Origin of the sequence: Brevundimonas sp. UYEF29 (genome assembly GCF_040546195.1) — a bacterium.
Taxonomy (GTDB): domain Bacteria; phylum Pseudomonadota; class Alphaproteobacteria; order Caulobacterales; family Caulobacteraceae; genus Brevundimonas; species Brevundimonas huaxiensis.
Map to the genome: position 1 here is coordinate 244,329 of NZ_JBEPNH010000005.1, position 10,898 is coordinate 255,226.

12 protein-coding genes and 2 tRNA genes are annotated in these 10,898 nt (G+C 67.0%); 9 read left to right on the forward strand and 5 right to left on the reverse strand.

The features are described 5' to 3' along the window. Window positions 1-8 precede the first annotated feature (8 nt). Window positions 9-908, forward strand: coding sequence for an enoyl-CoA hydratase-related protein (locus ABIB58_RS10515; RefSeq protein WP_354040769.1), 900 nt, complete (start codon window positions 9-11; stop codon window positions 906-908). Window positions 909-943: 35 nt separating this feature from the next. Here the strand turns inward: ABIB58_RS10515 and ABIB58_RS10520 are convergent, their stop codons facing one another. After that, the gene (locus ABIB58_RS10520) at window positions 944-1,555 is read right to left on the reverse strand and encodes a TIGR02466 family protein (RefSeq protein WP_354040771.1); all 612 of its coding nucleotides are present in this window, start codon (window positions 1,553-1,555) and stop codon (window positions 944-946) included. A gap of 87 nt (window positions 1,556-1,642) precedes the next feature. On the opposite strand from ABIB58_RS10520, the gene ABIB58_RS10525 reads away from it, so the two are divergent. Beyond that, window positions 1,643-3,604: an acetyl/propionyl/methylcrotonyl-CoA carboxylase subunit alpha gene (locus tag ABIB58_RS10525; RefSeq protein WP_354040773.1), complete on the forward strand. Its 1,962-nt coding sequence runs from the start codon at window positions 1,643-1,645 to the stop codon at window positions 3,602-3,604. Here ABIB58_RS10525 and ABIB58_RS10530 read toward each other — a convergent pair. Next, window positions 3,601-3,891 (reverse strand): putative quinol monooxygenase, encoded by a 291-nt coding sequence (locus ABIB58_RS10530; RefSeq protein ID WP_039247635.1) that lies wholly within the window; start codon window positions 3,889-3,891, stop codon window positions 3,601-3,603. The two genes, ABIB58_RS10525 and ABIB58_RS10530, sit on opposite strands and share 4 nt — an antisense overlap. Window positions 3,892-3,995: 104 nt before the next feature. Here ABIB58_RS10530 and ABIB58_RS10535 point away from each other — a divergent pair, with 104 nt between their 5' ends. From ABIB58_RS10535 to ABIB58_RS10550, 4 genes are all read left to right on the forward strand, one after another. After that, window positions 3,996-4,394: a DUF1489 family protein gene (locus tag ABIB58_RS10535; RefSeq protein WP_354040776.1), complete on the forward strand. Its 399-nt coding sequence runs from the start codon at window positions 3,996-3,998 to the stop codon at window positions 4,392-4,394. Between the two features lie 63 nt (window positions 4,395-4,457). Beyond that, the gene (locus ABIB58_RS10540; protein WP_354040778.1) at window positions 4,458-5,804 is read left to right on the forward strand and encodes an MATE family efflux transporter; all 1,347 of its coding nucleotides are present in this window, start codon (window positions 4,458-4,460) and stop codon (window positions 5,802-5,804) included. Between the two features lie 54 nt (window positions 5,805-5,858). Continuing rightward, window positions 5,859-7,562, forward strand: coding sequence for a methionine--tRNA ligase (gene metG / locus ABIB58_RS10545; RefSeq protein ID WP_354040780.1), 1,704 nt, complete (start codon window positions 5,859-5,861; stop codon window positions 7,560-7,562). A gap of 17 nt (window positions 7,563-7,579) precedes the next feature. Next, complete coding sequence (locus ABIB58_RS10550) at window positions 7,580-8,293, forward strand: 2OG-Fe(II) oxygenase (RefSeq protein WP_354040782.1); 714 nt, start codon at window positions 7,580-7,582, stop codon at window positions 8,291-8,293. Here the strand turns inward: ABIB58_RS10550 and ABIB58_RS10555 are convergent, their stop codons facing one another. The 3 genes from ABIB58_RS10555 to rlmB are packed head-to-tail and all read right to left on the reverse strand — an operon-like array spanning window position 8,294 to window position 10,351. Next, complete coding sequence (locus ABIB58_RS10555; protein ID WP_055808429.1) at window positions 8,294-8,632, reverse strand: rhodanese-like domain-containing protein; 339 nt, start codon at window positions 8,630-8,632, stop codon at window positions 8,294-8,296. Further along, window positions 8,629-9,435 (reverse strand): TerC family protein, encoded by an 807-nt coding sequence (locus ABIB58_RS10560; RefSeq protein WP_055754934.1) that lies wholly within the window; start codon window positions 9,433-9,435, stop codon window positions 8,629-8,631. The genes ABIB58_RS10555 and ABIB58_RS10560 overlap by 4 nt, the downstream gene beginning before the upstream one ends. A 31-nt stretch (window positions 9,436-9,466) precedes the next feature. Further along, on the reverse strand, window positions 9,467-10,351 hold the full coding sequence (rlmB, locus tag ABIB58_RS10565; protein WP_354040785.1) for a 23S rRNA (guanosine(2251)-2'-O)-methyltransferase RlmB: 885 nt from the start codon (window positions 10,349-10,351) through the stop codon (window positions 9,467-9,469). A gap of 149 nt (window positions 10,352-10,500) precedes the next feature. Between rlmB and ABIB58_RS10570 the strand changes: the two genes are divergently transcribed. From ABIB58_RS10570 to ABIB58_RS10580, 3 genes are all read left to right on the forward strand, one after another. Further along, a tRNA-Tyr gene (locus ABIB58_RS10570) sits at window positions 10,501-10,584 on the forward strand. Window positions 10,585-10,665: 81 nt separating this feature from the next. Beyond that, window positions 10,666-10,739: transfer RNA gene (locus ABIB58_RS10575), tRNA-Gly, on the forward strand. A gap of 64 nt (window positions 10,740-10,803) precedes the next feature. Then, window positions 10,804-10,898 (forward strand): GTP-binding protein (locus ABIB58_RS10580; RefSeq protein ID WP_132095103.1); only part of this gene is annotated, 95 nt, incomplete at its 3' end.

Here is a 10,898-nt window from a genome sequence, read left to right on the forward strand (position 1 = left end):
AGACCCCCATGGCCGATCAACCGACCGAAGCCGACCTGAACGCCCTGGACGTCACCGACGCCGAGGCGGCCGAGATCAACAGCATCGCCCAGCCGCTGGTGCCCGATGCGGCGCCGGACGCCGACGATGATCTGGTGCAGATCGATTCGACCACCGATGGCGTCGTCTTCGTCACCATCAACCGGCCGGCCAAGAAGAACGCCTTCGACGCCGCGACCATCGCGGCCCTTCATGAGGCGTTCGAAACGCTGCATGGCGCGGACCGGGTGCGGGCCGTCTTCATTCGGGGCGCGGGCGGCACCTTCAGCGCCGGGGCCGATCTGAACTGGATGCGCGACGCCGCCGGCTGGTCCGAGAGCGACAACCGCGACGACGCCATGGGCCTGGCGAAAATGCTGAAGGCCCTCCACGACATTCCCGCCCTGACGGTGGCGGTGGTCGAGGGCAACGCCATGGGCGGCGGAGCGGGCATCGTCGCCGCCTGCGACATGGCCGTGGCGGTCGAGGGGGCGCGCTTCGCCTTCTCCGAGGTCAAGCTGGGTCTGATCCCGGCGACCATCGCCCCCTATGTGATCGAGGCCGTCGGCGCGCGCCGCGCCCGCCAGCTGTTCCTGACCGCCAACGCCTTCGACGCCGACTACGCCGCCCATGCCGGCCTGATCGACCTGGTCCTGCCCGAGGGATCGGTGGACGAGTTCATATCGATGCTGAGCGACAGCCTGATCAACAATGCGCCGGGTGCGATGGGCGAGGCCAAGCGACTGGTCAACGACATCGCCCACCACAAGATCGACAACGGTCTGATGGACGAAACCGCCAAACGCATCGCCCGCGCCCGCGTGTCGGACGAGGGCCGCGAGGGCGTCGCCGCCTTCCTGGAAAAGCGCAAGGCCAGCTGGACAGTTTGATTGCGCTGATCGGCCGCCGGAAACGGCGGCCGATTTCACGCGTAGTTGAAGCTGATCGAAATCCGGTCGGCCTTGGCCAGGTTGGTCGGCACCTCGTGCCGCAGCCAGCTTTCCCACATCAGAACCGTGCCGGCCTGAGGCTGCAGATAGACGAACGGCCGCTCGGCCTCGCTCGCGTCATCGGTCACCGACGGGCGGGCCATCATGAAGGGCAGGCGGGGGTCTTCCAGCTTCAGCGATGAGGCGCCGTCAGGCACGTCGATATAGACGGTGCCCGACAGAAAGGCGTGCGGGTGGATATGACCTGTATGGCCGCCGCCCGGCTTCAGGATGTTGACCCACAGATTGTCGAGGCGGGGTTTGCGCGCCAGGTCGAAGTTCAGCGCCTTGGCATAGGCGACGGCGTGGCGATCCAGATGCCGCTTCAGCTCGGCGAACTCCGGGAAGCGTTGGGGCAGGTCGTTCAGCGATCCGTAGGAGGTGTAGCCGCGATAGGCGTTGGCCTTGCACCACCGGCGGCCGGCCTCGTCCTCCTCGGCCATCATCCGGATGACGTCGATCAGCTGGTCGTTGAAGTCGGGCCAGCCGCGGCCGGCGGCGAGGGAGGCTTCATAGACCTGGGTGACGAAGAGGGGGCGCAGGGACATAGAAGGGGCTTAACGCCTGCCGCGTCGCGTGAGAAGGGTCGTGCTCTGCCTCTCGCCTGATGCGCACGATCCGGCTAAGACCGCTTCATGTTCAAGTCCGTCCTTGTCGCCAATCGCGGCGAAATCGCCTGCCGTGTCTTCCGCACCGCCAAGCGGATGGGGATTCGCACCATCGCCGTCTATTCCGAGGCGGACGCCAACGCCCTGCATGTGCGCGAAGCCGACGAGGCGGTGCTGATCGGTCCGGCGGCGGCGCGCGAATCCTATCTGGACGGCGCCAAGGTGCTGGCGGCGGCCAAGGCGACCGGCGCGGAGGCGATCCACCCCGGATATGGCTTCCTGAGCGAGAACGCCGACTTCGCCGAGGCCGTCGCGGCGGCGGGCCTGATCTGGATCGGGCCGGACCCGTCCTCGATTCGCGCCATGGGCTTGAAGGACGCAGCCAAGGCGCTGATGATCCAGGCCGGGGTGCCGGTGACGCCGGGCTATCAGGGCGCGGACCAGTCGGAGGAAACCCTGACGGCCGAGGCGGCGCGGATCGGCTATCCGGTGCTGATCAAGGCGGTCGCGGGCGGCGGCGGCAAGGGGATGAAAAGGGTCGATGATCCGGCCGATTTCGCCGCCGGTCTGGCCAGCGCCAAGCGCGAGGGGGCTGCGGCCTTCGGCGACGATCGGGTACTGATCGAACGCTACATCACCCGCCCCCGCCACATCGAGGTGCAGGTGTTCGGCGACAAGCACGGCGAGGTCGTCCACCTTTATGAGCGCGACTGTTCGCTGCAACGCCGCCACCAGAAGGTAATCGAAGAGGCGCCCGCGCCGGGCATGAGCGAGGCCGTGCGCGCCGCCGTGACCGGGGCCGCGATCAAGGCGGCACGGGCGGTCAACTACGTCGGGGCCGGGACCATCGAGTTCATCGCAGACGCCTCGGACGGGCTGAAGGCTGACGGCGTCTGGTTCATGGAGATGAACACCCGGCTGCAGGTCGAGCATCCCGTGACCGAGAGCGTGACGGGCGTCGATCTGGTCGAGTGGCAGTTCCGCGTCGCGGCGGGTGAGCCGATTCCCTTGAAGCAGGATGAGATCCAGCTGAACGGCTGGGCCATGGAGGCGCGGCTGTATGCCGAGGATCCCGCCAACGGCTTCCTGCCCTCCATTGGCAAGCTGGAGCACTTCGTCATGCCGGACGGCATCCGCGTCGACACCGGCGTGGAGCAGGGCGGCGAGGTCAGCCAGTTCTACGATCCGATGATCGCCAAGCTGATCGTGCACGAGGACACGCGCGAGGCGGCGGCGGCGCGTCTGGCCGAGGCGGCGGGCGAGGTCGAGGTCTGGCCGGTCAAGGCCAACGCCGGCTTCCTGAAACGCTGCCTGGAGCATCCACGCTTCGTCGCCGGCGACGTGGACACCGGCTTCATCGCGGCGGAGGAGGCGGCGTTGCAGCCGCAGTCGTCCGACAAAGCGACGCTGGCGGCTCTGACCCTGATTGCGGAAGCTGCGGCGGATGCGGTCGAGGCGCGTTCGGACCGGTTCAGCCCCTGGGGCGGTCAGCCGGGTCTGTCCTATGGCGTGCGCCTGAATGCGCCGGCGCAGGCGACTGTCTGGGGCCATATCGACGGTCAGGGGGTGTCCGCTGCGGTGACGCCGGTTGAAACGGGCTGGCGCGGTTCGCAGGGCGAACTTGCCCACGTTGGCTTCGACCAGGTTCAGGCCGGGGATCGCCTGTTCGGCTATCAGGCCGTCGACGACGGTTTCGTCCTGTTCGTCGATGGCGAGGCGCGTCGCGTTGCGCCCTATCGCGCCGCTGTGGGGTCGGGCGCGGGCGCGGTGTCGGACGGCTCCCTGCGCGCGCCCATGCCGGGCAAGATCGTGGCTACGCCGGTCAAGGCCGGCGATGCGGTGACGAAGGGCCAGCCGGTTGTGGTGCTGGAAGCCATGAAGATGGAACACGCCCTGACCGCGCCGTTCGACGGCGTGGTGGAGAGCGTCGCGTCTCTTGGCGATCAGGTCGTCGAGGCGGCCGTCCTGGCGGTCGTGAAGGCGGACTAAAGCCCCACGCCGCCGATCGGGCGTGTCACGACCGTATCGCCCCACAGCGCAATCAGGCCGAGCGCCGGACGCATCACCCTGGATTCGCGGATCGTGTTGAACCAGGCATCGTGCGAGGCCTTGCTCATCCAGACCTCTGTGACGAGCAGGGCGTCTGCGTCATTCACGTCGTGCGCCACGACGTAGCTGTGGCAGCCTGGTCGCTTCACATTGGGGTCCAGCAGGCAGAGGCCCAGTTCGTCGCGGCGGCCGGGGTGGGCCGTCAGGCGGGTAATCAATCCGTACATACTGGTCCTAAACGCGCTGGGCGAACTGAGCGGCGCGCGATCATGACTAACCCCTTTAGATTAAGAATCTGGCCAATGCGCCTAAGGGGCACTACGTGGGCGCCATGCCGCTTCACATGATCAAGCTGGGCGTCGGGGTGCCGGACGTCGAATGGCTGGAGGCCCGCGCCGCCCGGAGCGGACCGCTCGTCGTCCACACACGCATGACGCCGAAACGGGCGACCGAGATCGAGGACGGCGGCTCGCTTTACTGGGTGGTGAAGGGGACGATCGTCTGTCGTCAACCGGTGCTGGACATCGCCACCTTGGGCGAGGGCAAGCAGAGCCGATGCGAGATCACGCTCGAACCCAAGGTCATCCGCACGGCGCCCATGGCCCGGCGCCCCTTCCAGGGCTGGCGCTACTTCGAGCCCAAGGATGCGCCGGTCGATCTGACCGACCTCGACGCTGGCGAGGCACCGGAGGAACTGGTGCGGCAGCTTCGCGAACTGGGCGCCTGGTAGGCCGAGCCCTCAAAGTTTTTGGGAGTTGACCCCGGCGGGTCGGCGTGGCCTGTGCCGCGTCCGATGATCGCGCTCAGCTCCCAGACCCGTACCGCCTTCCGCGACCTGCTGAACCTGGCATGGCCGGTGATCCTGGCGCGTATCGGCATCATGACCATGGGGCTGACCGACGCCATCGTGGTGGGCAACTATTCCAGCCGGGAACTGGCGTTCCATTCGCTGGCCTGGGCGCCGACGTCCATCGTGGTGACGACGGCGGTGGGCCTGATGCTGGGCGTGCAGGTGATGACGGCGCGGATGCTTGGCGAGGGGCGTCGGCATGCTGTCGGCTCGGTGCTGCGTCGCGGCCTGACCTATTCGTTGCAGATCGGCGTGGTGTCGATGATCGCCCTGATCGCCATCGGCCCGTGGGGTCTGGCCAAGCTGGGGCTGGAGGATGGTCTGGCGGAGGGCGCCGGGCCTGCCCTGGTCGTCTTCGCCCTGTCCATGCCCTTCTATCTGATCTCGGTGACGGGACAGTTCTTCCTGGAGGCTCTGGGCCGGCCCAAGCCCGGTATGGTCGCCATGTGGGTGGCGAACGGGGTCAATCTGGTGCTGAACATCGTGCTGGTGCCGGACCTGCTGGGTTTCGGCTTCGACGGCGCCTTCGCCTCGGCCTGGGCGACGTTCGGGGCGCGGGCGGCGCTGGCGATCTTCCTGGTGATCTACATCCTGCGTCTGCCCGAGGCGCGGGCGCTGGGCATCTTCGACAAGCCCGAGCGCGATCCCGAGGCCGCGCGCGAACAGGTCAAGGTCGGCCTGGGCGCCGGGGCCTCCTACTTCATCGAGGTCGGGGCCTTTTCGGGCTTCACTTTTTTCGCCGGTCAAATCGGTACGGCGGAGACGGCGGCCTGGGCGGTGGTGCTCAACGTCTCGGCCATCGTCTTCATGCTGCCGATGGGGCTGTCGTCGGCGACGGCGGTGCTGGTGGGCCGCAGCTATGGCGCCGGCGATGGTCGAGGGGTGATGCGCGCCGGGCTGGTGGGGCTGGGCGTCGTGACGGCCCTGACATTGGTGGTCGCCCTGCTGGTCTGGCCCAGCGCCCATCTGATCGTCGGCGCCTATAATCGCGATCCGGCCCTGCTGGCCATCGCGGCGCCGGCCCTGGTGCTGGCGACGCTGTTCTTCGTGGCGGACGGCATTCAGGTCGTGGCGGCCCAAGCCAACCGTGCGGCGGGCGATGTCTGGTGGCCTACGATCATGCATTTCGCCGCCTACGGCGCGGTGATGATGCCGCTGGGCTGGGTTTTGGCGCACCAGATGGGCGTCAACGGCCTGGTCTGGGCGGTGGTGATCGCCAGCCTGGCGTCCTCGACCCTGCTGACGGGGCGTTTCATCCGTATTGCGCGCCGTCTGCCGCAAGGCGTTTGAGGAAACCGCGCCGCCGCTCTATATCCCTGCGCTTCCCCGAACACCTGGACGATCATGGCCCGCATCCTCATCACCTCGGCGCTGCCCTACATCAACGGCATCAAGCACCTGGGGAATCTGGCGGGCTCGATGTTGCCGGCCGACGTCTGGGCGCGGTTCAAGCGGGCCCAGGGGCATGAGGTCCTCTATATCTGCGCCACCGACGAGCACGGCACCCCGGCCGAGCTGGCCGCCGCCGCCGCCGGCCAGGATGTGCGCACCTATTGCGACGAGCAGCACGAAATCCAGAAGGCCGCCGGTCAGGCGTTCGGCCTCAGCTACGACTGGTTCGGCCGATCGTCGAACCCGCAGAACCACCGGTTGACCCAGCATTTCGCCGAGGCGCTGGAGAAGAACGGCCTGATCGAGGAGCGGGTGGATCGGATGATCTATTCGATCGACGACGCCCGCTTCCTGCCCGACCGCTATGTCGAGGGAACGTGCCCCTACTGCGGCCATGTCGGCGCGCGAGGCGATCAGTGCGACAATTGCGGACGCCTGCTGGATCCGACCGACCTGATCGATCCCTATTCGTCGGTGTCGGGCTCCAAGAACCTGGAGGTGCGCGACACGCGTCACCTCTATCTGCTCCAGACCAAGATCGAGCCGGAAATCCGCGCCTGGGTCGATGGCAAGACCGGCTGGCAACAGCTGGCCAAGTCCATCGCCTACAAACACCTGGACGAGGGGCTGATCGACCGGGGCATCACCCGCGACCTGGCTTGGGGCGTGCCGGTGACGAAAGACGGCTTCCCCCGTCCGGGCATGGAGGACAAGGTCTTCTACGTCTGGTTCGACGCCCCCATCGAATATATCGCCGCGACCGAGGAGTGGGCCGAGGCGACCGGCGGGGCATGGCGTGACTGGTGGCGTCTGGATGAGGGCGCTGAGGACGTTCGCTACGTCCAGTTCATGGGCAAGGACAACGTCGCCTTCCACACCGTCAGCTTCCCCGCGACCATCATCGGCTCGGGCGAGCCATGGAAGACGGTGGACCAGCTGAAGGCCTTCAACTGGCTGAACTGGTACGGCGGCAAGTTCTCCACCAGCCAAAAGCGCGGCGTCTTCATGGATCAGGCGCTGGAGCTGCTGCCGGCCGACTACTGGCGCTGGCGCCTGACGGCCTATGGGCCCGAGCACGCGGATTCGGCCTTCACCTGGGAGGACTTCCAGGCCTCGACCAACAAGGACCTGGCCGATGTGCTGGGTAACTTCGTCAACCGCATCGTCAAGTTCGCGGAATCCAAGTTCGACGGCGTGGTGCCCGAAGGCGGCGAGGCCGGACCGGTCGAAATCCAGCTGGAGGCCGACATCAAGGCCGCCGTCGCCGAGGCGACCGAACAGCTGGAGGCGATGGAGTTCAGAAAGGCCGCCGTCGCCATTCGCGCCGCCTGGGTGCTGGGCAACGAGTATCTGCAGGTCGCGGCGCCTTGGACGGCGCTGAAGACCGATCGCGACCGCGCGGCGGTCGGGGTGCGCACGGGTCTGAACCTGGTGGCCCTGTTCGCGCGTCTGGCCGCGCCGATCCTGCCCTTCACCGCGCCCAGGATCGCGGCGTCGGTTGGGGTGGAGGATCTGAGCTGGCCTGGCGCCGACGAAGATTTGCTGAACCGCCTGCCTGTGGGCGGCAAGGTCGAAGCTCAGGGCGTATTGTTCGCCAAGATCGAGGACGCCCAGGTCGCGGAGTGGTCCGAACGCTTCGGCGGCGCGGACGCCTGATCCAAAGGGGATAAGCGATGACGCCGACCCTGACGTCCCTGACCGACGAAGCGCGCGCCGCCATTCGCGAACGGTTGGCGCGCACGGGGCGGGCGCAGATCGACGGCGTCCTGGCTTCTGCGGACGCGCAGGCGCTCTACGACGCGGCGACGCGCGCCGACTACAATGTCGTGACGCGACGCGGGACCGGCCATGTCGATCTACCCGCCGCCTGGCTGGCTTCTCTGACGCCGGATCAGAAACAGGCGCTGGGTCAGGCGGTGCAGGTCTCGGCCCAGACCGACTTCCAGTATCTGTACGACAATCACCCGATCTACGATCTGGTTCAGGCGGGGCAGGCGGCGCCGATATGGGCCGATCTGTTGGCCTTCCTGAACGGCGAGGCCTTCCTGGGCTTGATGCGGGACGTGACGGGCGAACCGCAGCTCGCCCTGGCCGATGCGCAACTGACCCGTTATCGCGCCGGCCATTTTCTGACCGAGCATGACGATCACGCCGAGGGCAAGAATCGCTTCTTCGCCTATGTGCTGAATCTGACCCCGGCCTGGCGGATCGAGTGGGGCGGCCTGCTGGCCTTCCATGGTGCCGACGGCAATGTGGCGGAGGCCTTTACGCCGCGCTTCAACACCCTGAACCTGCTGAAGGTGCCCACGCCCCATTCGGTGACGCAGGTCGCCCTGTCGGCGGCGGCGGACCGGATTTCGGTCACCGGCTGGCTGCGCGGTCGCTGATCAGTCCTGCTCGGCGAACACGACCGGAAGCCCCGCCGCATTCCAGGCCTGGATGCCGCCGGTCAGGTTGAACAGCGGCTGGCCCTCGGGACCGGTCGGCCCGACGAAGGCGCAGACCTGGTGGCTGCGGCCGCCCTTCAGGCATTGGACGATGATCTTCTTGTCGGCCGGAAGGTCCAGCGCCTCCCAAGCGGCGGGCATCTGGCTGAGCGGGGCCAGGATCGCGCCGTCGATGCGGGCGGCGGCGAACTCGTCCGGCTCGCGCACATCGATCAGCACCGCTTCGCCCGCCTGCAGCCAGGCGGCGGCCTCTTCGACGGTGACCGTGGCGACGGTCATGGCGCGACCGTCGGTTCGGCGGGCGCCGGCGTCGGGCTGTCCTCGGTGCGCTTCTGGCCCAGATGTTTGGCCGCTTCCTCGGGACCGATCTCAAGGAAGGCCGGGGCCGAGGCGTTGAACTCGTCCATATGGCCGGTGCGAACCACCACTTGACGGGCGCCGTCCCAGATCATGTGCAGGGCGACATAAAGGACGACGACCAGACCGATGTAGCCGATCCAGCTGAAGCGGTGCAGAAGCTTGGCGATATAGGTGGCGGCGACGCCCATCAGGGCGATCGACAGGACCAGGCCGAAGACCATGATCCAGGGGTGTTCATGCGCGGCGCCGGCGACGGCCAGCACATTGTCCAGCGACATGGTGATGTCGGCGACCATGATCTGAAGCAGGGCGGCGCCGAAGCTCTTGCGCTTCAGGCCCAGTTCCTCGGGCGACGGACCAGAGCCGTGCTCGATGCTCATGGCCAGTTCGAGTTCCTTTTCGGCCTCGGCCTGGTCGTGAGTCGCCTGCTCGCGCAGTTCGCGCCACATCTTCCAGCACACCCACAGCAGCAACAGGCCGCCGGCAAGCAGCAGGCCGACCAGGGCCAGCAGTTGCACGGTGATCAGCGCAAAGCCGATTCGCATGACGACGGCAGCGGCCAGGCCGATCAGAATGGCCTTCTTGCGCTGGTCTTGGGGCAGGGCGGCGGCGGCCAGGCCCACGGCGACGGCGTTGTCGCCGGCCAGGACCAGATCCATCAGCAGGACCTGACCCAGGGCCGTGGCCTGGCTGGCGAGTTCGGGAGACGAGAGGAATTCCATTTCCGCTCCTTAGCCTCGGTGCGGCGTTCTGTCAGCCGTGTTGCGCGCGCGCCGCTTCATAAAGCGCCACCGCCGCCGCATTGGACACGTTCAGACTCTCGAAGCCGCCCGGCATGGGGATCTTGGCCAGGACATCGCAATGTTCGGCGACCAGACGACGGATGCCGTCGCCTTCGGACCCCATGACCAGAACGGTCGGCTGATGATCCAGCGCCTCCTCCAGCGTCTGTTCGCCCGTTCCGTCCAGGCCGACGGCGCGCCAGCCCAGATCGGCCAGACGCTCCAGCGCGCGCGACAGATTCGTCACCCGCGCATGGGGCAGGCGTTCGGTCGCGCCGACCGCAGCCTTGGCCAGGGCGCCCGCCAGAGCCGGGGCGTGACGGTCCTGAACGATGATTCCCCGCGCGCCGAAGGCCAGGGCCGAGCGGAAGATGGCGCCGACGTTCTGGGGGTCGGTCAGCTGATCCAGCATGACGATGACGCCCTCGGCCGGCTCGGCCAGGTCTTCCAGCGACACGCCTTCCAGCGGCTGGACCTTGAAGGCCAGTCCCTGATGCACGGCGCCCGGGGGCAGCATCCGGGTCAGGGTCTGGATATCGACCACCTCGATCCTGTGGCCGTTTGCGAGAGCATTGTTCTCGATTTCGGCGGCGCGCTCGGCCGTGGCCAGCAGACGACCCATGCCGCGACGGGCGGGATTCGCCAGAGCGGCCAAAACCGGGTGGCGCCCCCACAGAAAATTATCGGCGTCCGACTTGCCCCGATCGGGCGAACGGGGCTGACGAGGGGTTTCCTCGCGCCGGCCAAACCCTTGCGCAGCGGGCTTTTGGCCCTTGTCGCGGGGGCCGTCGGGACGGTTTCCGAAGACCTGTTTTTTACCGCTTTTACGGTCGTTGCGTTCTGATTTCGACGACACTATAAGACGCCCTCCGATTTGGAGCCCCAAGGGCTTTCGGGTCTGGGCGCCCCCTCTATCCTAGAGGAGGCGACAAGCCGAAGGCTTTTGTTTCGTCCCGCTTCTTTATGGGCGGAAACGAGGGGTCCGACGGTTCGACAAGGCGCGCTGGGGGAATGTCCCGAGCGGCAAAGGGGGGGGACTGTAAATCCCCTGCGTAAGCTTCGAAGGTTCGAGTCCTTCTTCCCCCACCACGCGCCTTGACGGATACGACGGATCAGGACGACGGAGAGGAACCGGCTGCGGCGTTCCGAAAGAACTTCCGCAGTCTCCGCGCGGGTATAGCACAATGGTAGTGCAGCAGCCTTCCAAGCTGAGGATGTCGGTTCGATCCCGTCTACCCGCTCCAGGTTTTTAAAAAGATCAGCATCGCGCCCCTCCGCTGACGGACCCGGGCCATCAGGAGTTTGGCCATGGCCAAGGAAAAGTTCGAACGGACGAAGCCGCACTGCAACATCGGCACGATTGGTCACGTTGACCACGGCAAGACGACGTTGACGGCTGCGAT